25 protein-coding genes and 1 pseudogene are annotated in these 25,783 nt (G+C 54.8%); 11 read left to right on the top strand and 15 right to left on the bottom strand.

Features of this window, described 5'->3' with window-relative positions; all coding sequences use genetic code 11:
* Positions 1-172 precede the first annotated feature (172 nt).
* Positions 173-1,291, top strand: a complete 1,119-nt coding sequence (gene ytvI / locus U9M73_RS02620; RefSeq protein WP_009226748.1) for a sporulation integral membrane protein YtvI — start codon at positions 173-175, stop codon at positions 1,289-1,291.
* A 91-nt stretch (positions 1,292-1,382) separates the two neighbouring features.
* On the opposite strand, the gene U9M73_RS02615 is transcribed toward ytvI, so the two are convergent.
* From U9M73_RS02615 to U9M73_RS02580, 8 genes are all read right to left on the bottom strand, one after another.
* Positions 1,383-1,775 (bottom strand): FxsA family protein, encoded by a 393-nt coding sequence (locus U9M73_RS02615; protein WP_009226747.1) that lies wholly within the window; start codon positions 1,773-1,775, stop codon positions 1,383-1,385.
* Between the two features lie 66 nt (positions 1,776-1,841).
* Positions 1,842-2,261, bottom strand: coding sequence for an acyl-CoA thioesterase (locus tag U9M73_RS02610; RefSeq protein WP_009226746.1), 420 nt, complete (start codon positions 2,259-2,261; stop codon positions 1,842-1,844).
* A gap of 135 nt (positions 2,262-2,396) precedes the next feature.
* Complete coding sequence (pyk, locus tag U9M73_RS02605) at positions 2,397-3,818, bottom strand: pyruvate kinase (protein WP_323076183.1); 1,422 nt, start codon at positions 3,816-3,818, stop codon at positions 2,397-2,399.
* 247 nt (positions 3,819-4,065) lie between these two features.
* Positions 4,066-5,166 (bottom strand): acetyl-CoA carboxylase carboxyltransferase subunit alpha, encoded by a 1,101-nt coding sequence (locus U9M73_RS02600; protein ID WP_009226744.1) that lies wholly within the window; start codon positions 5,164-5,166, stop codon positions 4,066-4,068.
* A complete protein-coding gene (gene accD / locus U9M73_RS02595; RefSeq protein WP_009226743.1) occupies positions 5,167-6,060 on the bottom strand; it encodes an acetyl-CoA carboxylase, carboxyltransferase subunit beta in 894 nt (297 codons plus the stop codon).
* A gap of 123 nt (positions 6,061-6,183) precedes the next feature.
* Complete coding sequence (locus U9M73_RS02590) at positions 6,184-6,372, bottom strand: hypothetical protein (protein WP_009226742.1); 189 nt, start codon at positions 6,370-6,372, stop codon at positions 6,184-6,186.
* 250 nt (positions 6,373-6,622) lie between these two features.
* Positions 6,623-7,117, bottom strand: coding sequence for a phosphatidylglycerophosphatase A family protein (locus tag U9M73_RS02585; RefSeq protein ID WP_009226741.1), 495 nt, complete (start codon positions 7,115-7,117; stop codon positions 6,623-6,625).
* Positions 7,118-7,984: 867 nt separating this feature from the next.
* Positions 7,985-11,737, bottom strand: coding sequence for a DNA polymerase III subunit alpha (locus tag U9M73_RS02580; RefSeq protein ID WP_323076181.1), 3,753 nt, complete (start codon positions 11,735-11,737; stop codon positions 7,985-7,987).
* Positions 11,738-11,848: 111 nt separating this feature from the next.
* On the opposite strand from U9M73_RS02580, the gene U9M73_RS02575 reads away from it, so the two are divergent.
* The 3 genes from U9M73_RS02575 (at position 11,849) to U9M73_RS02565 (ending at position 13,174) form a co-directional block, all read left to right on the top strand.
* A complete protein-coding gene (locus U9M73_RS02575) occupies positions 11,849-12,178 on the top strand; it encodes a YtrH family sporulation protein (protein ID WP_009226738.1) in 330 nt (109 codons plus the stop codon).
* Positions 12,175-12,675 (top strand): sporulation membrane protein YtrI, encoded by a 501-nt coding sequence (locus U9M73_RS02570; RefSeq protein WP_036646464.1) that lies wholly within the window; start codon positions 12,175-12,177, stop codon positions 12,673-12,675. Before U9M73_RS02575 ends, U9M73_RS02570 begins: the two co-directional genes overlap by 4 nt.
* Positions 12,676-12,874: 199 nt before the next feature.
* Positions 12,875-13,174, top strand: a complete 300-nt coding sequence (locus U9M73_RS02565) for a YtpI family protein (protein WP_009226736.1) — start codon at positions 12,875-12,877, stop codon at positions 13,172-13,174.
* A 60-nt stretch (positions 13,175-13,234) separates the two neighbouring features.
* On the opposite strand, the gene U9M73_RS02560 is transcribed toward U9M73_RS02565, so the two are convergent.
* On the bottom strand, positions 13,235-14,569 hold the full coding sequence (locus U9M73_RS02560; protein WP_323076180.1) for a DRTGG domain-containing protein: 1,335 nt from the start codon (positions 14,567-14,569) through the stop codon (positions 13,235-13,237).
* 51 nt (positions 14,570-14,620) lie between these two features.
* Positions 14,621-15,361, bottom strand: coding sequence for a YwiC-like family protein (locus U9M73_RS02555; protein WP_009226734.1), 741 nt, complete (start codon positions 15,359-15,361; stop codon positions 14,621-14,623).
* Positions 15,362-15,588: 227 nt separating this feature from the next.
* Here U9M73_RS02555 and U9M73_RS02550 point away from each other — a divergent pair, with 227 nt between their 5' ends.
* From U9M73_RS02550 to U9M73_RS02540, 3 genes are read left to right on the top strand one after another with little or no spacing between them, the layout of a single operon-like run.
* Positions 15,589-15,822, top strand: coding sequence for a DUF2249 domain-containing protein (locus U9M73_RS02550; protein ID WP_009226733.1), 234 nt, complete (start codon positions 15,589-15,591; stop codon positions 15,820-15,822).
* 16 nt (positions 15,823-15,838) lie between these two features.
* Complete coding sequence (locus tag U9M73_RS02545) at positions 15,839-16,198, top strand: hypothetical protein (protein ID WP_323076177.1); 360 nt, start codon at positions 15,839-15,841, stop codon at positions 16,196-16,198.
* Positions 16,199-16,435, top strand: a complete 237-nt coding sequence (locus tag U9M73_RS02540) for a DUF2249 domain-containing protein (protein WP_009226731.1) — start codon at positions 16,199-16,201, stop codon at positions 16,433-16,435.
* 24 nt (positions 16,436-16,459) lie between these two features.
* Here U9M73_RS02540 and U9M73_RS02535 read toward each other — a convergent pair.
* The 5 genes and pseudogenes from U9M73_RS02535 to U9M73_RS02515 form a co-directional block, all read right to left on the bottom strand.
* Positions 16,460-16,981: pseudogene (locus tag U9M73_RS02535) on the bottom strand (radical SAM protein); the annotation flags it as partial.
* Positions 16,981-17,910 carry a protoporphyrinogen oxidase gene (hemG, locus tag U9M73_RS02530; RefSeq protein ID WP_323076175.1) on the bottom strand — a complete coding sequence of 310 codons (930 nt, stop codon included), beginning with the start codon at positions 17,908-17,910 and terminating at the stop codon, positions 16,981-16,983. The gene hemG and the pseudogene U9M73_RS02535, both read right to left, overlap by 1 nt.
* A 193-nt stretch (positions 17,911-18,103) precedes the next feature.
* On the bottom strand, positions 18,104-18,397 hold the full coding sequence (locus tag U9M73_RS02525; protein WP_009227034.1) for a hypothetical protein: 294 nt from the start codon (positions 18,395-18,397) through the stop codon (positions 18,104-18,106).
* 139 nt (positions 18,398-18,536) lie between these two features.
* Positions 18,537-18,881 carry a YlbF/YmcA family competence regulator gene (locus tag U9M73_RS02520; RefSeq protein ID WP_323076174.1) on the bottom strand — a complete coding sequence of 115 codons (345 nt, stop codon included), beginning with the start codon at positions 18,879-18,881 and terminating at the stop codon, positions 18,537-18,539.
* Positions 18,882-19,299: 418 nt separating this feature from the next.
* A complete protein-coding gene (locus U9M73_RS02515) occupies positions 19,300-20,463 on the bottom strand; it encodes a DUF445 family protein (RefSeq protein ID WP_323076172.1) in 1,164 nt (387 codons plus the stop codon).
* 241 nt (positions 20,464-20,704) lie between these two features.
* Between U9M73_RS02515 and U9M73_RS02510 the strand changes: the two genes are divergently transcribed.
* The 4 genes from U9M73_RS02510 to U9M73_RS02495 are packed head-to-tail and all read left to right on the top strand — an operon-like array spanning position 20,705 to position 25,747.
* Positions 20,705-22,072, top strand: a complete 1,368-nt coding sequence (locus U9M73_RS02510) for a YheC/YheD family endospore coat-associated protein (protein ID WP_323076165.1) — start codon at positions 20,705-20,707, stop codon at positions 22,070-22,072.
* Between the two features lie 41 nt (positions 22,073-22,113).
* A complete protein-coding gene (locus tag U9M73_RS02505; protein ID WP_323076162.1) occupies positions 22,114-23,226 on the top strand; it encodes a YheC/YheD family endospore coat-associated protein in 1,113 nt (370 codons plus the stop codon).
* A gap of 23 nt (positions 23,227-23,249) precedes the next feature.
* Entirely contained in the window at positions 23,250-24,626 is a 1,377-nt protein-coding gene (locus tag U9M73_RS02500) for a YheC/YheD family endospore coat-associated protein (RefSeq protein WP_323076161.1), read from the top strand.
* Positions 24,623-25,747: a YheC/YheD family endospore coat-associated protein gene (locus U9M73_RS02495; RefSeq protein ID WP_009227040.1), complete on the top strand. Its 1,125-nt coding sequence runs from the start codon at positions 24,623-24,625 to the stop codon at positions 25,745-25,747. The genes U9M73_RS02500 and U9M73_RS02495 overlap by 4 nt, the downstream gene beginning before the upstream one ends.
* Positions 25,748-25,783 lie beyond the last annotated feature (36 nt).

Genomic DNA, 25,783 nt, shown 5'->3' with positions numbered 1-25,783 from the left:
GCCGGGTACATTAAATGATTTTATCACAACCATAAAGAAATTTTGTAAACGATTGCAGTTGTGCAATGAATTATATCACAACTTCCAAAAAATGTGCACTGCGGAATATTCGAGGTGGACAAATCATAGAGTTGAACTAGGACAGGTTTCTGGGAAAAAGGGGAGATGCCACTTGGATCACGTGATCGTCAAGCGCGTGCTGCGCGGCAGCTGGATATGCATTGTCCTCATCGTCTCCGTCCTGGCGATCTACTGGCTCCTCCCGCTCGGTTATCCATTTCTTATCGCCTGGCTGATCGCCTACGCGATGAATCCGTTGGTCCTGTGGTTCCAAAGACACTTGCAAGTGCCTAAATGGCTGGCCGTGACGCTTTCATTGTTCATTTATGTAGGCAGTGCAGGAATCATTGTGTCAGCGGCCTTAACGCGGCTGGTCAAAGAGCTCATTCATTTCGCCGAATCCTTTGATCACCGGATCGCCGAGTGGAGGAATCTGCTCATCTCATGGACGCAAAGCGAAGGCATTCAGTCGATCATTACCGAAATCAACCGGTTTATTGCGGATAACCCTGGCTATGAAAATACGATCCACAAAAACATCGACAATACCGCTGAAAGGTTCGGATCGTTTGTATCCCGTCTTATCAATCACGTCTTGGAAACGATCGTCAACCTGCTCTCCTCGCTCCCGAATTTAGGGGTGATCCTCGGGGTGATCCTGCTGGCCACCTTTTTTATCAGCAATCATTGGGAGCGGGATATGCGATTTCTGGCCGCCTCGGTCCCTGCGCCGTTCCGCAAAACCGTAGGCGCCATCTGGCGCGACCTCCAGCGGGCGTTATCGGGTTATCTGCGCGCGCAATTTATCATGATCTCGATCACCGCGTTTATCGTTCTCATCGGCTTGCTCATCCTCGGCGTCGATTCCGCCTTCACCTACGCCCTGCTGATCGGCCTTGTCGACCTGTTGCCCTATCTCGGTGTCGGTACAGTGATGATTCCTTGGCTCATCTACGCCTTTGCCACCGGTCACGACACGCTGGGGATTGGACTGGCCGTCTTGTACGGCGTCATCCTGCTGGCCCGTCAGCTCATTGAACCAAAGGTCCTAGCCAGCAGCGTAGGACTTGATCCCCTGCCCACGCTGATCGCCATGTTTGTTGGGCTCAAGCTGTTTGGCGTATTGGGACTGATCATCGGTCCGGTGACGCTGGTCATCCTGGGTGCTGCCGTCCGTGCAGGTGTTGTCCGGGATTTGCGGAACTATATTTTGCATGGTCGATTGAGATAGAATTAGCTTCACGCTTGAAAAAAAAAGGCATCCCGTCCCTCCGAGACGAGATGCCTTTCTTGACTTGTTTAGGGGCTGCCTGCCACCAGAGTTAACGGCGGAAATACGTAATCGTTCCGTCCTTGATCTTCTTGCTGACCCATTTCATCAGCGGGATCCGATAGAGAATACGCGTCAGCGGAAACACCATCGTAAACCCAATGATATCGGTAATGAAGCCAGGGATCAGCAGCAGAATCCCGCCGGCAAATACGCATAAGCCATCTAGGACCATTCGTCCCGGAAGTTGGCCGCCGCTCATCTGAGCTCGGGCATCCGCGAGCACCTTACGTCCTTCAAATTGCATCATCAACCCGCCGATGACCGAAGTCGCCAGCGTCAAAAATATCGTCTTCCCAACGCCCAGCTTCTCTCCGACGTACATATACCCCCAAAACTCAACAATCGGAATCAACACGATGAGAGCGGCTATCCATTTACGCATATCAGGACTCCTTTATCACATTCCTGTACTTGTATTTTACCGCCTCCGCGTCACATAATCAAAATTTTACGGTTTTCGGGCTTCCTCCAACGCCGCGTACCATTCCGGGAACACCTTCTTGAACTGCACCGGTTTGAAATCCTCGCGGCGAACGACATAATGCGAAGAAGAACCCTCGACGCACAACGTGCCTTCCCCGTTATACACCTCATATCCGTAGGCCGTTTTGACCCCGTTGTTCTCAATGACCCGGGTCTTAAGCAGGACGGTATCCCCGTACCGGATCCCGCGTTTATATTCTACTTTCATTTCGTGAACGGGCGAGATATACCCCGCCTGCTCCATATCGAAATAATCGAAGCCGAGATTCCGGCTCAGATGCAGCCTCCCCTGCTCGAACCACTCGATATAACGGGCATGGTAAATGATCCCCATCATGTCAAACTCCGAATATTTCGGCTCAATAGACAGTTCGCATACGTACACGATTCTCCGCTCCTTTCTGATTTGCCTGATGCTGCCGCAGGTACAGTTCCCGTTCGGCGGCAAAAAAAGCAATGGTCCCTCAGCGGGCCCCATTGCTTTCTTTGTGACTTGAAGTCGATGTATATAAACCTTAAGCTACTTGCGGATTTGCCCGATTTTCACCAGATTCGTGGAACCGGAACGTCCGAGCGGTACCCCGGCAGTAATGACTACGAGGTCGCCTTCCTTCACCAGTCCGGAATCCAAGCCGCCCTTCATCGCTTTGTCGAACATTTCGTCCGTCGTGCTGGCGATATCGCCTTTCACCGGCGTTACGCCCCAGTTCAGGGCCAGGCGGCGCAAGGTTTGATCTTCCGTCGTCACAGCGATAATTGGTGCTTTCGGACGATATTTGGAGACCATCCGTGCCGTATAACCGGTTTCCGTCGAAGTAATGATCGCTTTCGCGTTCAGCTCCAGCGCCGAGTTGGCAACTGCTTGGCTGATCGCTTCGGTTACGGTCGTTTGTTGGGCATTGCTTTGCTTCAAGAAGATTTCACGATATTCCAAAGCGGATTCTGCTTTCTCTGCGATGCGGGACATCGTCAGCACCGATTCCACCGGATATTTCCCGGCAGCCGTTTCACCGGAGAGCATAATTGCGTCCGTACCGTCAAAAATCGCGTTAGCCACGTCGCTGGCTTCTGCGCGCGTAGGTCTTGGGTTGCGTTGCATGGAGTCAAGCATTTGCGTAGCTGTGATGACCGGTTTGCCAACACGGTTACATTTCTCGATCATGCGTTTTTGCACGAGCGGTAAATCTTCCGCAGGAATTTCCACGCCGAGGTCACCGCGAGCAACCATCAGGCCGTCAGATACTTCCAGGATTTCATCAAGGTTGTCCACACCTTGTTGGTTTTCGATTTTAGAGATGATTTGAATATGAGTTGCGTTGTGTTGCTCCAGCAGTTGACGAATTTCAAGCACGTCGCTCGCTTTACGAACGAAGGAAGCGGCAATAAAATCGATGCCTTGCTCGATCCCGAACTTAATGTCGTTAGCGTCTTTCTCAGTGATGCCTGGCAGGGAAATGTTTACGCCGGGTACGTTCACGCCTTTTTTGCTCTTGATCGTTCCGCCATTGACGATGCGGCATTTGATTTCCGTTCCTTGAATGTCAACGACTGTCAAACCAATCAAACCGTCGTCGATCAGAATCGTCGAACCGACTTCCACATCTCCAGGAAGATCTTTGTATGTGATGGAAATCCGGTTCTTATCGCCGAGAATTTCTTCGGTCGTCAAGGTAATGAATTCATCCTGTACCAGCTCGATAGGCTCTTCTTTCAATTTACCGGTACGGATTTCAGGACCTTTGGTGTCCAACAGTATGGCGATCGATTTCCCCAGCTCCGCACTCGCTTGACGAATATTCTTGATCCGGTTCCCATGCTCTTCGTAATCACCGTGGGAGAAGTTCAAGCGAGCGACGTTCATTCCGGCCATGATCAGCTTCTTGATGTTTTCTAACGATTCACTAGAAGGACCGATAGTACATACGATTTTTGTTTTGCGCATTTGGGTTTCCTCCGTTTAAAATAGTTCTCTCTATATAATCTTTTCCAACAACTAAATTTACTACAGTTTTGTCGATTTGTATAGGAAGTTTATCATATTGTAACGAACTATCCATGATTACGCGCCTAACGACTTGGCTAAGCGCAGGGATTCTCGGCATCTAAACTTCCAGTATTTCCCGAAAACAGCGAAAATAACCTTACCGCAGGTCCCGTAGGTTCCCCCGTAAGGTTATCGCTGTGAAACTTTAACTTGGCTTGGCAGTTTGAACTTTCGAAGCCGCCTCCGGTTCGCTTGGCGCTTCTGAAGACTTCTCATCCTCAGGGATGCCGGCGACCTCAGCCACCGTTTCCGGCACCACAGTTTCCTGTGCCTTCGGCTCTTCTGCCTTGCCTGCCACCTGAAACTCGCCGATTTTGCGGAATTTCCGATAACGGTCCTCCACCAGCTCATCGGGATTCAAGTTGGACAGTTCTTCCAAATGACGAAGCAACGCCTCTTTGATCGAGGCGGCTGTCGAATCGTAATCCCGGTGCGCGCCGCCGCGCGGTTCGGGAACAATCTCTTCAATGACGCCCATCGCGAGTAGATCTTGGGCGGTGATCTTCATCGCTTCCGCCGCCTGATCCGCCTTGGAGGCATCCTTCCAAAGGATCGAGGCCGCTCCGTTTGGCGAAATAACGGAGTAAATGGCATTCTCCAGCATCAGCACGCGGTTGCCTACGCCAAGGGCGAGCGCGCCGCCGCTTCCGCCTTCTCCGAGAACAACGCAGATGATCGGTACCCGCAGCATCGACATCTCGCGCAAATTCCGAGCGATCGCTTCCGATTGCCCGCGCTCCTCCGCCGTAATTCCCGGATAGGCGCCCTTCGTATCGATAAACGTAATGATCGGCCGCCGGAACTTGTCCGCCTGCTGCATGAGTCGCAGCGCCTTGCGGAAGCCCTCCGGATGAGCGCTGCCGAAGAAGCGGGCGATATTATCCTTCGTATCCTTGCCCCGCTGCTGTCCGATCACCGTTACCGGTACGCCGCCCAGCTTGGCGAGCCCGCCAACGACGGCCAAATCGTCACCAAACACCCGGTCCCCGTGGAGTTCGATGAAATCTTCAAAGATCAGGCCGATCATATCCAGGGATGTCGGTCGCTGATGATGGCGGGCCAGGTGCATCTTTTGGGAGGGAGAAATGTTGCTGTAGATCTCTTCCTCCAGCTGCCGGTAACGCTCTTCCAAGCGCGCGATTTCTTCTGTAAAATCGATTCCCTTCTCTTTGCCAAACTGCTCCAATTCGGAAATCTTCTCACGCAGCTTCACAAGAGGCGTCTCAAAAGGCAATTCGCCTGCCATTTATACTCCTCCCTTCACGCCGTGCAATTCTAGCAATTTCGCCAGCGTCGATTTCATATCCTTGCGGTGCACGACAAGATCGATCTGACCATGCTGCAGGTTAAATTCCGCCGTCTGGAAGTCGTCCGGAAGCTTCTGACGGATCGTCTGCTCAATAACGATTCTTCCGGCAAAACCAAACACGGCCCCGGGCTCGGCCACAATAATGTCGCCAAGCATGGCAAAACTAGCCGATACACCACCCGTCGTCGGGTCTGTAATGACTGAGATATATAAACCGCCATGTTCGCTTAATCGGGCCAAAGCGGCGCTCGTCTTGGCCATCTGCATCAAACTTAGGATACTCTCTTGCATCCGCGCTCCGCCAGATGTGGAGAAAATGATCATCGGCAGGCGTTTTTCGATGGCCGTCTCGATCGCACGCGTAATTTTCTCCCCTACAACCGATCCCATGCTCCCGGTGAAGAAATCGAAGCTCATCACGGCTGCCACAGCTGGATAGCCATGGATGGTCCCCTCGCCGGTCACCACCGCTTCGCGTAATCCCGATTTCAAAGCCTGCTGCTCCAGCTTGCTGGCATACCCCGGGAACTTCAGCGGATCGACCGAGATCAGGTCGGCATCGTACTCCGTAAAGCTGCCTTCATCAAAGGTATAGCGAATCCGATCCAGAGCGTTCAGCCGCATATGGTGTCCACAGGAAGGGCACACCATCAAATTCTTCTCCAGTTCTTTGCTGTACTGAATCGCGCCGCAGCGGCCGCATTTATTCATCAGGCCTTCCGGAATTTCGCGTTTGGGGCGATCTGCCTGCGGCGAGCCCTCTTCATTGCCGGTTCGTCCTGAGGGAATGGTCGCGTACTTCCTCTTCTTCTGAAACAAATCTTTGAACACAACTACACCTCTTCAGCCGTTTATTTATCGTAGCAGTTCCACAAAGTCTATAAAAACCCAGACGACCCTATATGAACCCGCACTTCTAGGCCTCATCTGCACTAGGAATCTCGAATCCCTTTGCTATGGATGCAAAATCGAATTCAACACTTCTTGCACTTCTTCCAGTTCCCCGGAAGGTACTAAAATCTCATATTGCTGTTTGGATAAATTAACAGGACGTGTTTGGACAAGGAAGCCTTCTTCGGTGAGTTTCGTCTTGATCATGTCCGCAACTTTCGCGGTAGGCGCAATATACATAACAGTCCACATGCCCTTTTCAAAGCCCCCTAACCTAATCTTTGAGCCCGTATAATAGAGTAATGATAACATAATTTTCAAAAATCCCGCAACAAAAGGAAACCCGCGCCGAAAGCGGCTCGCGGCACGGATTTGCCGCAGAGCCCGGCGCTAGGATCAAAGTTACAGGGGGCATTTCTCTGTAAGCTGTTATCAGAGGAAATGGGTTAAGGGCGTTGGATTAGGGAGGCATCTCGTCCAAAGGCAAGCTGCTCTAGTTCGTTTAAGAGGGACTGGATGGGTACGTAGCGGCCTGTTCATGCTTATGGGCGATCCGGGCGGAAGCCGCGGCAGCGAGACCGGCGACTAAATCGTCGAGAAAGACGTGAATCCGTTCGCCGCGATTGTTCAGCTTCCCAATGATCTCCGGTTTGACCTTGTCCAAATAGCCGAAGCTCGTCAGGCCAATCATCCCAAACACGCTCGTTATGCCGAGCGCCATCGTCTCATCCACGCCATAGAGCGGTTCGTCGGCCTCCAGGATTGCCTGCAGCGGCTCTGGAAGCCGCTTCTGTTCGGCCAGCTCATCGAGGGCGATTCCCGTAAACAGGGTATATTGAACCTCTCTCTTCTGCAGCACGGCTTTGACGCTCTCCAAGCATTGGTCCAGCGTCAGATCGGCATGATACGCCGTTTGCAGCGAATGCACAATTTGAGCGATATCCTCCAGCTTCACTCCGCGGCGCAGCAGCTGCGCTTTCGCCAATTCATATGTCATCGTATCTTCCTCCCTTGATCCCGGCGCAACCGCCGCTGCCGGTATTTGTCGCGATGGGGTTGTAGTCACGCTGCGGGGTGCTGTCCATCTGTCGATTGTCTACGCGTTGTGAACGTAACTTCCAGTTGTTGATGTCAAGCAGGTGCTGTTGCAAGATAGTTGCTAGTTGCTGATGTCCGATAGTTGCTGACATCAGACATGTGCTGGCGTCAGAAAGGTGCTAGCACCATACAAATGCTGGCGTTAATCAGGTGCCAATGTCAATCAAGTGCGAGCGTTACTCAAATGTCAACGTCAAATAGCCGACGCACCTCTTGAGCAGCGGTACCTGCTCATTTACTGATTCCAATCGATGTGGACCGTTGTGGCCAGTTGTGGAGCCCCCGCTTGTTGACGATGCCGGAATTCATTTCATGATCGATTCTTGGTCATTCGTGTTCCTAAGTGTATGCACCACCCTCCGAAAATGTTCGTTAAAACTTGTCCCTTGCTGCGGATCTGCTCACCAAGCGCTAATGGCATGTCCCTTTCTCCCGTCGCCCACCAACCGCTCCTCGCCAAGACGAAGCTTACCGGCGCTAACGGACCTCAGCGACGCTATTTGCCCATTTCCCGCACATTTCCCGATGTAACGGACTCCACGGTCGTTATTTAACTCTAAACAGGAGATTCCAGGCGCTATGAGAAGAAATAAGGTCTCTCAGGTCCGTTATTTTGCCTGTCTTCTCGTAAATGCTGGAATAACGTCGCTGGAGTCCGTTGCAACTGATGTGGGGGTCCGGCAAATTAAAAACCCGGCACTGCACACATGTGCAGAACCGGGTTTTGGCAACCGGGTAATGGCGACTCTAGATTGGCAGATCGCCGTCATTTGATTTTGACCGTGTCGGGGCCAAGCATCTGCTCCATTTCACGGATCAAAGCGGGCGAAGGCTTGATGCTGTAGCGCTCGTTCAAGGCCAAGAGCTTACCGGTGCTTTCGTAGAACAGCACCGTCGCGATCGGGCCGGGATGCCGCTCCAGCAGCAACTTGAGCCGCTCCAGCAGGCGCGCGTTCTCCGCCGCGGCCGTGATCTTGATGAAGACGCGCTGCGCCGGCGTCTTCTCCCGCTCGCGCCGCGCGCCCGGCGCGGGCGCGGCCCCCGCCGCCGCGGCCGGGGCGGCCGGCCGCGCAGCGGCGCCTGCGCCTGGGGCGCTGGCGGGGCGAAGCCCGCCCGCAGCGCCCGCAGGCGCTCCCTCGGCCGCGCGGGAGCCCGCGGCCGCACCGCGTGCGCCGCCGGTGCCACCGGCGGCGCTGGGCCCGCGCCCGCGCGCAAGGCCGCGGCGCAGCCGGGCCAGGCTTTGCTCGCTCAGCGGAGCCACTTCGTCGGCCAGCAGCTTAAAGCCTTCGTCCTGCTGCTGGACGACGCCGCGCAACGCGAGCAAAGCCCCCTTCTCGACGTGGGCGGCCGAGCGCCGCCACACTTCGGGGAACAACACAACCTCGCAGCGCTCGATCTGGTCCTCCAGTTCCATGAACGCCATCGCTTTCCCCTGCTTGGTTGTGATCGTCTTCACGGACACGACCATCCCCGCCACAACGGTACGGGTGTCGTCCAGCGCTTCGGCCAAATCCATCAGCCGGTCGACGCCTTCTCCCTCCAGCAAGGCGTCGAAATCGTCCAGCGGATGGCCGGACAAATACAGCCCGAGCAGCTCGCGCTCCAAATCCAGCTGCTGGGCTGCCGTAAACTTCGGGACATCCGGGTACTCGATGTCCCAGTTCGGCGATTCCACGAAATCAAACAGCTGGATCTGCAGTTCATCCCGCTCCTTGCGCCACTTCAGCGCCGCCTCGACCGTCTCGTCCAGCATCGCCAGCAGCTGCGCACGGTGACCCGGCAAGGAATCAAACGCCCCGCCTTGGATCAGCGACTCGATCACCCGCTTGTTGCATGTCCGCAAATCCACCCGCCGGCAAAAATCGAGCAAGCTGTCGAACGGACGCTCCTTCCGCTCGCGCAAAATGCTTTCAATCGCCTGCGTGCCGACATTTTTGATCGCGGCCAGGCCAAAGCGGATCACGCCAAGGGCCGGCGGCTCCTGTCCGGATCCGGCGTGTCCGTCCTTCGCATCGCGGCCCTTAGCTTCACCCGAAAGGGCTGCATCCGCAGAACCAGCCCCTACCTGCGGCGTAAACAGAACGCTGCTCTCGTTCACGTCCGGTGGCAGCACGACGATCCCCATCCGCCGGCATTCCACGATGTATTCCGCCACCTTGCGGTGGCTGCCCGTAACCGCGGTCAGCATCGACGCCATAAACTGCACCGGATAATGCGCCTTCAGGTAGGCCGTTTGGAACGCCAGCACGCCATAGGCGGCCGCATGGGCTCGTGCGAAGCCGTAATCGGCGAACCGGACGATCATGTCATAAACGACGTTCGCTTCATCCTCGGTGTAGCCTTGCTGCACGCTGCCGCTGACGAAATGTCCGCGCTGCTCGTCGAGCACCTCACGTTTCTTCTTGGAGACGGCACGTCGCAGCAGGTCCGCTTCGCCCAGCGAGAAGCCCGCCATGCGAGAGGCGATCTGCATGATCTGCTCCTGGTAGACGATAATGCCGTACGTATCCTTCAAAATCGGCTCCAAATCCGGATGCGGATATTCGACGGTGATTTGCCCGTGCTTGCCGGCGATGTATTTCGGAATAAACTCCATCGGCCCCGGGCGATACAACGCCAGCAGGGAGATGATGTCCTCAAACACCGACGGCTTCATCTCCTTCAGCACCCGGCGCATCCCGGTGGACTCCAGCTGGAACACGCCGGTCGTTTCCCCGCGCCCCAGCATCTCGTACGTGGCCGGATCGTTATCCGGGACCAGCCGGAAATCGGGGGCGTCCCCCGACTGCTCCTTAATCCAGTTCATGCAGCGCTCGATGATGGATAAGGTGCGAAGGCCGAGGAAGTCCATTTTCAGCAGACCGATCGCTTCCAGGTTTTCCATGGAATATTGCGTTAACGCCGTATGCTCGCTGCCTTCCTGCAACGGAACGGCATCGGTCAACGGATCGCGCGAAATAACCACCCCGGCGGCATGGGTCGAAGCGTGCCTTGGCATGCCTTCAACTTTCATCGCCATGTCCAGCAGCCGCTTCACCCGCTCGGACCCGTCATACATCGCTTTGAGATCCGGGCTTTCCTTTAACGCGCGTTCAATCGTCATGCCCAGATGGCCCGGAATCAGCTTCGCCACTTTGTCCACTTCGCCAAACGGCACATTCAGCGCCCGCCCTACATCGCGGACCGCCGCGCGCGCCGCCATCGTACCGAAGGTGATAATTTGCGCGACATGCTCTGCCCCATATTTGTCGACCACATAGGCAATGACTTCATCCCGCCGCTCGTCGCTGAAGTCGATATCGATATCCGGCATCGTCACCCGCTCCGGGTTCAAAAACCGTTCAAACAACAAGTTATATTTGATGGGATCCACGTCGGTGATCCGCAGCACGTATGCCACCAAGCTGCCCGCCGATGAGCCCCGTCCCGGTCCGGTGGCGATTCCGTTCCGGTGAGCAAAGGCGATAAAGTCCCACACGATCAGAAAATAATCGGAGAAGCCCATGCTGGCGATGATCTCCAGCTCGTACCGCAGCCGCTGCTCCAGCTTCTCTCGCTCAGTCAGGTCACGCCAAACGTCCAGCTCGCCGTAGCGGTCCACCAATCCTTGTTGACACAGCTCCGCCAAGTAGCTGCCTGCAGTATGCCCCTCCGGGATCGGACGGTAGGCCGGCAAAATATGTCGGTCAAACTCCAGCTCCAACTCGCAGGAATCGGCAATTTTCGCGGTATTGGCATACGCCTCCGGCAAGTGAGGGAACAGCTGGGCCATTTCCTCCGCGGTTTTCAGATAGAGCTGATTGGTGTGCATTTTGAGCCGGTCCTCGTCGTCCACCGTTTTCCCTGTCCCTACGCAAATGAGCACGTCTTGGACCTCGGCGTCTTCCTTGCTCAGGTAATGTGCGTCATTGGTGACTACAAGCTCGGCACCGATTTCTCCAGCCAGCTGGACAAGAAGCGGATTTACCTTTTTCTGCTCGGGGATGCCGTGATCCTGAAGCTCCAGGTAAAAATCCTCGCCAAACGCCGCTTGATAACGCAGCGCCGCTTTCTTCGCTTCCTCGTAATGACCGCGCAGGAGATGGAACGGGACTTCCCCGCCCAAGCAAGCGCTAAGGCAGACCAAGCCCTCGCGATGCCGCTGCAGCGCATCCCAGTCGATTCGCGGCTTATAGTGGAAGCCTTCGAGATGACCGATGGAGCACAGCTTCATCAGGTTGCGGTAGCCCGTCTCGTTCTTGGCCAGCAAAATCAAGTGATGGATCGGCTGATCCTGCCGGCTTCCCCGTTCCTTGCGCGAGCCTGCCGTAAAATAGACCTCGCAGCCGATGATCGGCTTGATGCCGTGTTTTTTACACAATTTATAAAAAGGAACCGCGCCGTACATGACCCCATGATCCGTCAGCGCCAGCGCCTTCATGCCAGAAGCCGCCGCCTTGGCGACGAGATCCTCAAGCCGGGCTGCTCCGTCCAGCAAGCTGTATTCGCTATGTACGTGCAAATGAACAAAGCTGTCCATGCGATCCCTTCCTTTCAATCGGTTTACCTCTAATATTTTATCATACATAGGCATTGCCCGCCCATAGAATGGTAGAAAGACCGGACAAACCTCGGAAAGGGGCAAGCGCGCATGAGCACGTTTTTGACCAAAGCGGTCATGGATTTCTTTATCGCCTTCGGAATTGTGGTGGGGGGCGCCATGGTTGGCGGCATCGGCGCAGTCGTTTCACTGCAGCCTCCGACGCAGACGATGCTGGACATTGCCGACCGCATTAAAATATGGGCGCTGGCTGCTGCAGTTGGCGGCACGATCGACCCGATGCGGGTCATTGAGAGCAATTTTTTTGACGGGAACCTGTCTCCGGCCATCAAACAGATCTTGTACCTGTTGTTCGCCTTTCTCGGGGCGCATATGGGTTCGGAATTGGTGCGCTGGATGTGCGGGGGAGGACGGGGATGAATGAAGAGGCGAAACAACCGAAGCTAACGGGCTTTCGCAGGTTTATGCAATTCACCGCCGTGTTTATCCTCGGCATGGTAACCGGAAGTATCGTGTATAACGTCATTTATCAGACCAGCTACAATTTGCTGTGGATCCAGAACAAAGACCTGACCATCCAGCTGCATCAAGCCGAAGAGGACATTCGGACGCTAAAAAAATACAACAACCGTTCCACCGTCATCAAAGAGATCAAGGTGCGCGTGGAGGAACGCGATCCGCCGCTCGATTCGCTGGCGGTGAAGGAGGTCGCCGAGCAGCTTCACAACGAATTAGAGGTGCTGCGGGGTCGAAATATTTTTGATATTGACTCGGATGCCAAAATGGCCCGCACGCTGTTAAACCGAAAAATCTATGTCGTTCGCGACAAGGAATACGCGATTCAAATCAAGACGATGCTGGTGAGTGACGGGGTGCTTCAGGTTTGGGTGGACATGCGGCCCTATATTCGTCTCTAGCAAATCATGCTAAAATATGAGGTAATTCACTTGAGACGGCAAACAAAACTGTAAAAGTGCAGGAATTTTCTCCATTTCAAGAGCATGTGGATTGAATAACTGTTTTTGCGATTAAAAACTGTATTTTTGCAGGAATTCGACGTTCTGTTGCTGCTCAAGCGCGTATCCACTCTACGATTAAAGGAGCTACGAACCTCTCATGATCCAAACGATCCAATCCATTCTTTACGTGATTTTGATCATCAGTTGCGTGGGCTCGGTCTTCTTCAGCTTTAAGTCCCGGCGTTCGCTCGATCCGAAGACGCGGGGAATGGCGGCCGCCAAAATGAATATCAGTATGGGCGTGATGCTGATCGTTCTGGCCCTCATCCAAATGTTCCTGTTCAGCGGCTCGACGCTTCGCGTTGTCATCGGCGCTGTGTTTATGGTGCTGGGGGCGTTTAACATCTTCGCCGGCCTCCGCAACCATGGCTTATATGCCCGGCAAAAAGAGGGATAACCTCGCGGCCCCAGGTCGTTAGGCTATCCCTCTTTGCATGCAGGATCCCCGCTCCGCTGCTTAGGCATGGTCGATGGACTGCAGCGTCATGACCGCCTTCGAAACCAGCGAATCCTGATAGGTTAACATAATTTCCAGCTTGCAAGCCCGGCGGCTCATCTCCAGTAATACGGGGGTGATAACCACCGGGTTTTCAATTTGCACCGGACGGACGAAATAGGTCGTCAGGTTATCGACCACAAAGTCGCCGCCGCTGGCGTCTTTGGCCGCGCGAAGTCCGGCTTGGGTCATCAGCGAGGTCAGGACCCCATGCGAGATCGTCCCCAAATCGGTCGCCATCTGCGGCGTAATCATTCCGCGGAAGAACAATTTCCCCTCTTCGTCCCGTTCCTCGGCAAACCCGTTCCACATTAAGTGCTCAAACGTTTCGCCCAGCTGCGGCTGATTCCGTACGTCCCGCATCGCTTGCAGCACCTCGCGGCGCGTCACCGACGAGACCAGCTTCCGGTTGCGGTCCACGACAGGCAAGAAGTCGATCCCTTCCCAGACCATGATTTGCGCTGCCGAAGCGAGCGATGTCTGCAGGCCAACGGTGATCGGATGGCGGGTCATGCATTTCTCAATCGGCTGGTCGCCGCTCAGCTCTTCGACGTTCTTCCGGCTGACGATCCCGATGACCCGGTTCCACTCGTCCACCACCGGAAAATGCTGCTGCCCCGTCTCTAAAGACAACTGATCAAAATCGGAAATGTTGCTGGTCGCCTTCAGCATGCTCACCCGCGGTTTGCGGCTGACGATGTCTTCCACCAGCATGATTTTTTTCTTAATCAAACGGTCAAATAACGCCCGGTTAATCATCGATGCGACGGTAAACGTGTCGTGACGCGAGGAGATGATCGGCAATGCCAGCTTGTCCGCCAGCGTCTTCACCTCGCGGCTCGTCCCGAACCCCCCGGTGATCAATACCCCGGCGCCTTGCTCCAGGGCAAGTGAATGGGCATTATCGCGGTTCCCGATGATCAGCAGGCTGCCGGCGTCAATGTATCTGGCCATGGCATCGATTTTCATCGCGCCAATGACATACTTGTTCAGCGTTTTGTTCAATCCTTCTCCGCCGCCCAGCACATGACCTTCGACGATCTCAACCACATCGCCAAAGGTGAGCTGGTCCGAGATGTTGCGCGGCTTCTTCTCCACGCGAAGCGTGCCGATCCGTTCCTTCGTAATGACGATCCCGAGATTCTCCGCTTCCTTCACCGCCCGGTAGGCGGTACCTTCACTTACCCCCAGCGCTTTGGCCAGCTTGCGCACGGAGATTTTCGTTCCAATCTTGAGTCCTTCGATATGTTGGAGCAGCTGTTCGTGTTTTGTTACGCTTTCTTCCGGTCCCTCCAACTGTTATACCCCCTGCCCGAATCTGTACTATTCTGTATTCATTATACACATTCAGGCGTAGGTCATCCAGAAGGCGGCAAGAACGATAACAGAATAGACAATTTCCAGCATGCCGGACTGCTTGGCGGTAATCCCCGTCCGCGGGAACCAGACCGCTCTAGCCAGCAGGATCAATGCGGCGATCCACAGCGCCGGAGAGAGCAGCCATACGGCCAAGATCATCAGCATAACGTGGTAGGCTACGGAGTAGCAATAGAATCGCTTATTATTCCGTTCACGGATGATGGTTTTCACGTAAAAAGCGGTCCCTACAAAATACAACGTGCTGATCAGGAACAGTTCCGTGGCGAGCCGAAGATCGGTTCCTCCTCCAAGCTGATACGAGATAAACACCATCAAGCTGAATTGCACGATCGCCGCGATGTCGTTCAGCAGAGCGCGTTCGCGCTTCTGCTTGGCATAGAAGGCATTCACCCCAAACAGCGGCACGAACAGGAGAGCCAACTTCAGCACCTCGGGGCGAAGCAGGACCAAAGTGAGCGCCGCAGGGACCAGCAACGCACCGTAGAGCAGCAAAGGCTTGCGGTATCGGTCGGCTTTGGCTTTGGTCTTGGCTTTTCCCCTCCGAATCCATTGCAGCAAAGGAAACATAAACAGATAAATGAGAAGCCAGCACACAAACAACAAACCGTGGATCGCCCCGGGGGTAGAGGCGAGCATGCCAAACAGAAACGGAACGATCAGCATGGCCCAGGCTCCATGTTGATTCGGGATGTAATCTCGGACGCGCATGTTATCGGTTCCTCCTTCTAATCGTGAGCCATCAAATTCAAATTACGCACATTATAATCGTCCGGCATCGGCACCCAAGTGACAGAAATCACTTGATTCATGGCAGCTTCCGGACAAATCCGCCGAGAAATTTTTGACGGTTTCGCATCTTGTGACTGATATCACAATCCCGCTCAAGTCCGTTGCTATAATGGGGGTTAAATTCTAAACATTTAGGAGGACTTCCCATGAGTCAATTCAAAGCTACTGTCAACGCCACCGAATATCCGCCGCAGCTCAAGCATAAGACCATCTTTGCAACCTTTAATTCCCTGGAGCCGGGGGAAGCGATGCTGCTGATTAACGACCATGACCCGGTACCGCTCCGGTTTCAGTTCGAGGCCATGCATCCCGGCGGTTTCACTTGGGAGTACATTGAGCAGGGGCCAGAGATGTTCCAGGTGAAAATCGGCAAAAACTAAGCAGGGGGAATGCCCTATGGCAACGATTACGGTTGTCGATGAGAAAACGATTAAGATTGCCGTCGAGCTCGAGGATGCGTTGCGGATGATTGAGGAAGCGGAAAGCAATCTGGAACGCTATGCCAGCGAGATCCTCACCATCGCGGAAAAAATGCCGGAATTCCAATACACCTATTTCTGTTTCTATGCCTACGATACTTCCGCTTTGTTTGAAAAAATGCTGGGGATCGATCCAAAGCAGTATTTGTCCTTCTCGCTGGATGCGCCGGACTCGTTCTTCTATAAGCTGTACGGCGGCATGAAGGGACTCAGCGGTGCAGCTCGGCTCTGCCAAGCATTTGCCGCCGAACGGACGGACGTGGAGGTGAATCCATAAATGGCAAACCAGATCGTTGAACTCGACGTTCGGCCGATTCTTCGCCGCGGCGAAGAGCCGTTCAGCGTTATTATGGACACGGTTGGGAAGCTGCAGGAGGGTGACAGCCTTGTTCTGCACGCCACAATGAAGCCCGTCCCGCTCCTGAAGGTGCTTGAAGGTAAGGGCTACCGTCATGAATGCGAACAACTGGCAGCGGATCATTGGAAGGTGACATTTGAACCGATTCAAGCTTAGGTTTTTCAGAAAAGAAAAGGAGGCCTCCAGCCTCCTTTTTATGTTGTGCAAGTGGGACACCGTCGTATTGATCTGAATCGGGATATCCAGCTGCTGCAAATACCCAATTCCTTTCATCGTCATCTCAAAAGAACCCCGCGTCCCCCGGAAATGATCATGAATCTCTGCGGACGAGCCGTCGAGGCTAAACGCCCAGCGGGAGAGACCGACCTCCTTAGCCTTACTTACGGCGGAAAAGGTAACTCTTGGCGTGGCGCTCGGGGTCATGGACACAGGCAGGCCTTTTTTATGGATCGCATATCGTGCCAGGTCAAACAAATCCGGACGCATCAAAGGATCGCCGCCGGTAAATACAAACAGCGGATCGTCCATTTTCGCAATATCGTCGATCGGCTGCTTCCCCTCCTCGAAGGTCAGCTGTCTGGGGTCAGGGCGATATTGCGCTTCCGCACGGCAATGCAGGCATTTCAGCGCGCAAGCTCTCATCACCTCCCAGATGACAATAAACGGGTTCTCGTTATAGTCCTTTAATTGAATTTGCTGCATCACCGTTCATCTCCTAACCCGGTTAACATCGCTTCCGCCGATTCCTTGCCTTGACGAATGCAATCGGGAATGCCAACCCCGCCGTATCCCGCACCGCACAGCAAGACGCCGGGCATCGTCCGCTCCAGCTCAACGCGCAGCTCTTGCAGACGCTCCACATGACCATCCGGATATTGCGGCATCGAGGCAGGCAATGACGACATTTCGCAAAAGAGCGGTTCAGCCTCGATCCCCATTAACTCCTTGAGTTCAGCAGCTACGCGCCGACGGACCTCCGGTTCGGACAGCCGGGTCCAGGCTTCATCCCCCAAACGGCCGATATACGTCCGAAGCAGCATCCGATCTGCCGGCGCTGAGTGCAGCCACTTGGAGGACGTCCAGGTGATTGCCGTAATCATCCGCCCTTCGCCGCGCGGGATCAATACGCCGGACCCGTTCAAATCATGCTGGATCTCCTCGCGCCGGTAGGCAAACGCCAAATTTGCCACCGAAACATAACGGATTTGCTCCAAATAGACCGCAGCGGCGATCTGATCCTGTAGCAGGCGAGCCGCCGCATAAGCTGGAGTCGCCAGGATGACGGCTTCCACCTCGGTCCGCTCATCTCCACTGAGCTCCATCTGATAACGGTGACCCTGCCGTGTCAGTCCAACCACCGCTTGTCCAGTGATCACACGCTCTTCCTGTAAGGCCGCGGCCAAAGCGTCCGTCATCACGGTTAATCCGCCCTCCAACGTCAAAAATAGGCTGTTATACGCCACCTTCGGCACTCCCTCCCGCGGCTTCGGAGCGGGTTGTTTCTTGCTCGCCAGGAGGCCGAGGATCAAACTGCGATGTTTCCGCCCCATCTCCCTAAATTGCGGGAACGTCGCCTTCAAGCTAAGCTCCGCCGTATCTCCGGCATAAATGCCGGCGAGCAGCGGCTCCATCCTGATGGAATTTAACGTACGGGGGGAGCAAAACGTCTACCCGATGGTCCCGCACGGAGCCAGCAACGATCAAATGCTGACCGGCGAAGACGAGAGGTAGTGCCATACAAAATGAGCCGAGGACGAAAAAAAGGGACTGTTCCGGAAGATCATTACACTTCCGGAACAGTCCCTGTCCATTTTTAGCACGGGCTTATGCCTTTTCACCGTGTTTTCCGTCCGCTCCCCATTGGAGCTCCCATTCCCGGTATTTTTCCCGCCGGATTCGGTCCAACTCCCGCTGCTTCTCTTCATTGACACCAAGAAGGAAATGCAGGTGAGCCCCGATGACGAGGAAGGCAAACCCTGCCCACACCGCGCCAAATACCGACACCCAGCCGGCTCCAGGCTCAAACGAAATCATCGGCAAGGCATAAACGAGCATCGCTAATGCCAGAATCAGATAAACGGCATGCTTCCATTTGCTTGGTTTTCTTACGACTTTCATCCTCTGCAGCTCCTTTATTTTCATAGATTACGAGATACGTTGATGAGGTCTTCCCCTTGTCTCTTCTATCTCTATGAACGGGGCTGCAGGAATATGATAGAAACTTGTGAATCAAGAAAGCGTGCGTAAAAGCGCGAAGTTAGATCCCCGCGCCGTACAGGTGGACCAGGCTGTCCGTAATAATCTTGTTGACGTCCTGAATGATCACGCTAAGCCGGCGTTCGGCGTCAAACAGACGACGGATATTCAAGTTCAGACTCAGCACCTCGAACTGTTTCTCCATTTGTTCCATTTCCTCTTGCGTCGGCATCTCTCCAGCCATCATTCGCTGCTGGACTTCATTTTGGCGAACCCGAAAATCGTCGAGCATCCGTTTGCTTTCGGGATCGGCCTCCACCAGCTTCATCGCTGCCGTGATTTCGGCTACCTCCTGGCTGTCCTTCAAGGCTGCCGCCAGTTCATGTGCTTTGTCATAAATGTTCATTAAGTTAAACCTCCAAATTTGATTTAGTGTAATCCAAGCGGGCGTAAGACGAGTCTGTCCCCTGCTTGCTTTCCAGTTTGCTTTCTAACTTGCTTTTTAGCTTGCTTTCTAGCTTACTATCTAACTTCCGTTCTAGCTCGCTTTCTTGCGTTCTTGTGCTAACGCTGATCAAGAAGCTTATTTGCCCAAAAAACGAGGAGTACAATTTTTAACGCTGATCAGAAAGCTTATCGAACCGAAAATACCGCTGTTTATCGCGAAAAACGGGAAATAAGCTCTACAGTAAGCGTTAGAATTTCATTTCCCTCTTTTCGGCACCATTAGCGCTCCTCATAAGCGTTAGAGCAAGTTGCGTGGCCCATAGCCCACGACTGTAACCCGGGCGGGCGGTTCAACCGTCAAGCCCTCGCCCGTCAGCCTAACCCAACCATAGCAGTAACAGCGACTGGAACAAGCCGATGATTCCGCCAAGCAATACGCCAAGCCAAGTAATGGCGCGAAATTCCTTGCCGGAGACGCTGAGGATGACCTCCTCCAGCCGTTCGATCGGGAATCTCTGCACCTGTTCCTCGACGAGGCCCGGCAAATCCACCGCCTGCATCGCCGCCGGAATGCCCTTGGCAATCAAGCGCAGTAGCCGCTCGGTCAGCACCGGAACGAAGCCCTGCACCGACGCTTTCCACGGCTCGATCAACGAGCGAATCGGTCGGTTCTCCGCTTGCTCCAGCCAACGCTCCAGCGGCAGCTGCTCCAGCTTGCCGCTCAGCCAGCTTAGCGCCTCTTCGCCGGTTAAGAGCGCCAGCAGTTCCGCCACCGGCTTCTCGCCGTACAGCTCCAGCCGCGTCTCGATCGCTTGGGCGGTTTTGCTTAAAGCTTCCTCGCCCCGCAGCGCCTGAACGAGCGCTGGGGTCATTTTTTGCACCAATTTGTCCTCATCCACAAAAATCGCCGCCATCGTGCCAAGGAATCCGCCGGCCCGGTCCATCAGCCCCGCCGCCATTTTCGACAGCATGCGCTGTCCGTTGGCCGACAGCAGTTCCTCTTCCACGACGCCCAGTAACGCACTGGCCAGCGCAGCGCTCCAGGCTTTGCGGTTCTCCTCAGACCAACCGGGAACAAGCCGCTTCACTGGCAGGCTGCTTAGGTCCGCATGTTCCCATAGACGCGCCAGCCCCCGCATCGCCGTTGCTCTAGCCCCAGCCGCCAGCTTGGACTTCAGCGCCTCGAACTCCTCCTCGCTCCACACCCGGAGTGCCGCTTGCCGAAGCGTTAACTCGCTGGAGCTTACGCGTTCCACGAAGCCGCGCAAGGCATTCTCCGCCTTGTTCCGGAACGCCGGACGCTGCACGGTTTCCTGCAGCCCTTCGGCCGTCACCAAATACTCGGCCACCACCTGACCCAATGATTCGGCGATATCGTCACGGCGTTTCGGGATCAGTCCCGGTGTAAAGGGAACGTGAAATTTGCCGATATGTATGGGCTTGCGCGGATGAAACAACATTTTAATCGCAAAATGGTTGGTCACGCCGCCGACAAAAGCAGCCACCGCGACGCTCACCAACACGTAAAGCCAATCGGGCACCCTCTCTTCCTCCTTCTTTCTCTTAGGCTGCTGCCCTAACTATCTTCCGCGATATCCGTCTTCGGCCCGCGCCTGGCAAGGAGTAAATCGCTTTATTCCTTCGCCCGGAAGCCGCCGAAAACGGGCATAGGTTAATCACCAAGGATTCTATGTCCTCATATGATGCATTACATGCATTTTACGCAGATGATCTTTACTTGCATCCAAGACTCTAGCTTAGCTTGGAAGGAGATCCGCATTCATGCCCTCCAAAAAAATTACGGTACAAATCATGAGTCCGGGCATTCTTGAAGACGACATTCTCGTGCTCGGAGACATGCTGATCAAACAGTGGAAAATCCCAACGCATCTTCCGCTTCTACTCACCTTCGGATCATTTCGGCACCGCGTGAAGGTCATTCCCTTATCCAGATCCGACGGAGTTCGCATGAGCTCGGGTCTGGCTAGAAAAATGGGAATCCAACCGCGGTCGCCGCTGCGACTCATCTATCGGCCGCATTCCTCGACCCTTCAACTGGGTCCGCTGTTAGGAGTTCTGCTCAGTCAGGATTTCCCCGGTAATCCGGAACGGCCGTTTGGCCAAATGACCAAGTTCTGCAAAGAGCTCGTGAACGCCTGCTCGCGCCAAGGGGTATTCGTCTATTTCTTTACCCCCAATCATATCGGCACCAGCACAAGCCAGATCTCGGGCTGGGTCTATGGCAACGGGTGGAAGCAAACCCAGCTGCCCGCCGCAGATGTATTCTACAACCGGCTGAATTCGCGGAAATTGGAGAACAAACCTAGCGTACAGCATTTTATGAAAGAAGTAAAATCCCGCTACGGGAGCCATTTTTTCAACGAGAAATATCTCGACAAAACCGAAGTGTTCGACGCGCTTAGCCGAGATGCCTCCGTGCAGCGTTATTTGCCGGAATCGCATCTGTTTCGCAATTACGCGATGTTGAAAGCGATGTGCAGCAAATATCCCGTCGTCTTCCTGAAACCAATCAAGGGAAGCTTGGGCAAAGGCATCATCCGTATCTCGCGGCTTGAAGGCGGCGCCTTCCAGACCTTATCGACCCAGGTTGGTGGCGCACAGCGCCAAGTATATCCGAGCCTCGCTAAGCTGTTCACCGCGTTATCCGGCAAAATGAAAACGACTCGCTACCAAATCCAGCAGGGGCTTCACTTGATCGAGGTGGATCATAGGCCGGTTGATTTTCGGGCGTTGGTCCAGAAGAACCTGTACGGCAAATGGAATACGACTTCCATCGTGGCCCGGATCGCCGGGAACCATCATTTTGTGTCCAATCTGGCTCGCGGCGGCACGCTGAGTAAGGTGAAGGACGCGATTGCCCGCAGCTCGCTGCCGGCTGGAATCAAAAGCAAACTCGCCTTAAAGCTGAAGAAGGTGGCGCTGGACGTCGCCCAGAGCGTCGATGCGCAAATCCCGGCCCACTTCGGGGAGTTCGGGATTGATTTGGCGGTGGAAACGAGCGGCCGGGTGTGGTTGCTGGAGGTCAACTCCAAGCCGTCCAAGAACGATAATACTCCGATCGGCGAAGACAAAATCCGCCCTTCGGTCAAGCAAATGATCGAATATACCCGCTATTTGTCCGGCTTTTAGAGGTTGCCCTTGGAGGGCCTCTTGGAAGGAGGGAATCAGCCATGTACAAAACATCACAAGGGAACGTTGGCATCCTGGTCTCCGAAAGCAGCGGTCCGCTCCCCTTCGCGGAAGTTGCGTTCTGCCGCAGATTATGCCGCATCGGCGCAAGGCATGGGCTTCACGTGTACGTCTTCTGCCTCAGCTGGATCGCTTTGGGGAACGCTGCCGGCATTCCCGCCTACACCTTTGAACACGGAACCTGGATTCGCAAATGGTGCCCCCGGCCGGACATCATTTACGACCGCTGCCTGATCCATGACCGCAAGCAGCAGCTGCGCAAGCATCGTTTGCTCGAACGGCTGGCGAAAGAGCATCCCTTCGTTTATTTGGCCCGGGGTCTTGCGGGGAAATGGGCGGTATACCAAGCTCTGCTTGAATGCCCGGAGGTTGCCGAATATTTACCGGAAACGGCGCTGTACCAAGGGCAGGCTCAGCTGGACCAATGGCTGCAAGCCCATGACGGGGAAGCCTTCCTGAAGCCGCGGAACGGTACGCACGGCAAACGGACGCTGCACGTCAAATGGCATCTGCCGCGTGATGAAGTCAGGGTTGTCGGCCGGAGCGGGCGGAATACGGTCTTCCGGCGTCGCTTTTCCACCAAGCGAGCAGGGCTGGATTGGATTGACCGCTTTACCGGGAGACAGCCGTTCCTGGTTCAGCCGTATTTGCAGTTGAACAGCTCGGACGGCGAACCCTTTGATGTCCGCGTCCTCATGCAGAAAGACGCCAAGGGCGAATGGAGCTTGACGGGGATGGCGGTCCGCGCGGGCCGCAAGGATTCGCTAACCTCCAATTTGCATGGAGGCGGTACCGCCCATCGGGCACTGCCTTATCTCATTCGCGAACTCGGGGAGTCTGAAGGCAAAGCCGCTGAAGCCGCAATCCGCAAACTGTCACTCTTGATTCCGGCCTATCTGGAGACCCGTTTCGGCAGGCTGGCGGAGCTGGGCCTTGATTTCGGCGTTGACCGCCAAGGCCGTGTATGGGTGCTGGAGGTCAACTCCAAACCGGGGCGCTCCTCGTTCTTTCGGATCGGCGATCCGGAAACCGCCAGAAGGTCGCTGGAAAATCCGATAGGCTATGCCCGCTATTTACTGCTGAGCAAACCCTGATCACTTTTAGGAGGATAAAATCCATGAGTTTGACTTTTTGCAACGTCCATTTCACGCAAGCCCCCGACCGGGTGGTTTACGTGTCAGGGGCTCTTATGAAGAATCTGAAGCTGTCCGGAAAAAAGTTGGTTCATCTGAGACTCGGGGGAGATCGGGTCCCCGCCACCATCAAACGGATTAATAAAGCGGGAAACCACTTGTACCTTGCCAGCGGCGTTCGCAGAGGCATTAAAATCCCCAAACCCGGCGGCGTCTACCTCCGCAGCCAGCAAGAGGGAGAAGTGCAGATCGGCCCGCTTATCGGCGTGTTGTCCGACGGCCCCACGTCCTCGCCAACGAACCCGTTTGGCTCGCGCACCGCATTCATCAAGCAACTCCTTCGGCAGGGAAGCCGGATATCCTATATCTTCGCGTTCACCCCGCGGGATATCCATTGGGGAGACGAAACGGTGAACGGCTACTTTCTGAACGAAGCTGGGCGGTTCGTGCGGAAGCGGGTACCGCTGCCCGACGTGGTGTATAACCGCCTCCCCAGTCGCCGAGCCGAAACGACCAGCTCGATCAGTCAGCTTCGGGACCGGTTCGTCCGCCGGAGGATTCCTTTCTTTAACTGGAGTTTTTTTAATAAATCCGATATTTACCGCCTGCTGGAGAAAGACCCGACGGTGGGACGCTACGTGCCCGAATCGATTATGAGTCCGACGCCGGAGCAAATTAAGGAGATGCTGGACCGGCATTCCCTGGTTTATTACAAGCCGAACAGCGGCAGTCTGGGCAACGGGATATATCGCCTGTCCTACATCCCGAGAAGCGGTTATTATGCCAGGTATCGGAAAAATGGCCGGAACGCCCTGCTGCGCTTCTCTTCCTTCAACAGCCTAATGCGCACGCTGCAAGCCAGACACGGCCGGGCGCTCCGCGGATACGTGGCCCAGCAGGGGATTCGTCTCATCGAAATCGACAACTGCCCGATCGATTTCCGCTTCCACATGCACAAGAACGGGAAGAACCAATGGGTTGTCGTTGGCATCGGCGCGAAAAAAGCCGGCAAAGGCAGCGTAACCACGCACTTGAAGAACGGCGGCTCCCTGCTCACTCCAGAGCAGGCGCTCACCCGCGCATTTGGCTCGCGTGCCGATGAGGTGCTGCGGAACGCGAAAGCCGTCGCGATCACGTTGGCCGAAGCGATTGAATCCCATCAGCAGCATTTGATCGGCGAGATCGGATTTGATATCGGGATCGACCGGGAAGAGAAAATTTGGATGTTCGAAGCGAACGCCAAGCCAGGCCGTTCGATCTTTAAACACCCTTCACTTCGGGCAGAAGGGAAGGCGTCAGTAGACCACATCCTGGATCATTGCCTCTACTTGAGCAAATTCCGGAGGAGAGATGGCTCATGAACAATCCAGTATTGAACGAGAAGAAGCCCGTCGTCGCCGTGCTGACCGTGGATGATAACGTCCGGCTATTCCGCGGTAACCGCAGCAACTTCAGAGACCTCGTCAAAACCGGGCAAGAGCTGGATTGTCCCGTATATGTCTTAACGGCCAAAGACTTGAAGCTTAGCGCCAAACGCGTCCAAGGATATTTGTTCCACCCGGAGGAGAAGACGTGGAAGAAGCATTGGTTCCCCTTGCCCGACGTCATCTACAACCGCATCCCCCTCCGGGAGGATGAGAAGAAGCCGGAGGTGCGCCGCAAAATCGATGAGGTGATCCAGCATGAATCGATTCATCTGTTTAATCCTTTTTTCTTCAATAAACGGCGACTATTTGAATGGCTGAAGAAAGGCCGGGCGACCAAAACGCTTGTGCCGGACACGAAAAAAATGCTAGGACCCAAAACGCTGACCGCGATGCTGGAGAAATACGGCTCCCTGTACCTTAAGCCTGAGGGCGGAAAAGCCGGAAAAGGGATCATGCTGCTACGACTGGACGTGGATCATCCGAGACCTTACCGGCTGACAATCCAAGGGAAGAAGCGCCGAAACATCATTTATCGAACCGCCAAGCTGCCCTTGTTGTGGAGGAGAATCAAAAGAGAAGCCGGGATGACGCCCTACATCATGCAGGAGGGCATCGAGCTAACCTCCTATCGTGGACGCCACTTCGACATGCGCGTGCTCGTGCAAAAGAACGGCAAAGGCATTTGGATGGTGACCGGGATCGGCGCCCGTCTGGCCGGACCGAAACGGATTACAACCCATGTTCCGCAAGGCGGCAGCATTGAAGACCCGGAGAAGATGCTTCTCCCCGCCTTCGGGTCCGATATGACGACACTGCTCCTCAGCCGGATTAAGTCCAGCGCCCTCTTGATCGCCAAGCAAATCGAGAAGGAATCGGGCTTCCTGCTTGGGGAGATGTCCATGGATCTTGGGGTGGACACCGACGGACGCCTGTGGTTTTTCGAAGCGAACGCCAAGCCGATGAAGTTCGATGAGCCGCATATTCGCAAGAAATCGCTGGAGCGGATTTTTCAATACAGCCAGTATTTATACCGCCAACCGAAACACAAACCTTGAAACGAACGAATATCAACACGAAAGGAGGACGGTCGT

The sequence above is a fragment of the Paenibacillus phoenicis genome, assembly GCF_034718895.1.
In the GTDB taxonomy this organism is placed as follows: domain Bacteria; phylum Bacillota; class Bacilli; order Paenibacillales; family Paenibacillaceae; genus Fontibacillus; species Fontibacillus phoenicis.
Note: the sequence above shows the minus strand (reverse complement) of the source record. Positions and strands in the feature narration are given on the sequence as shown.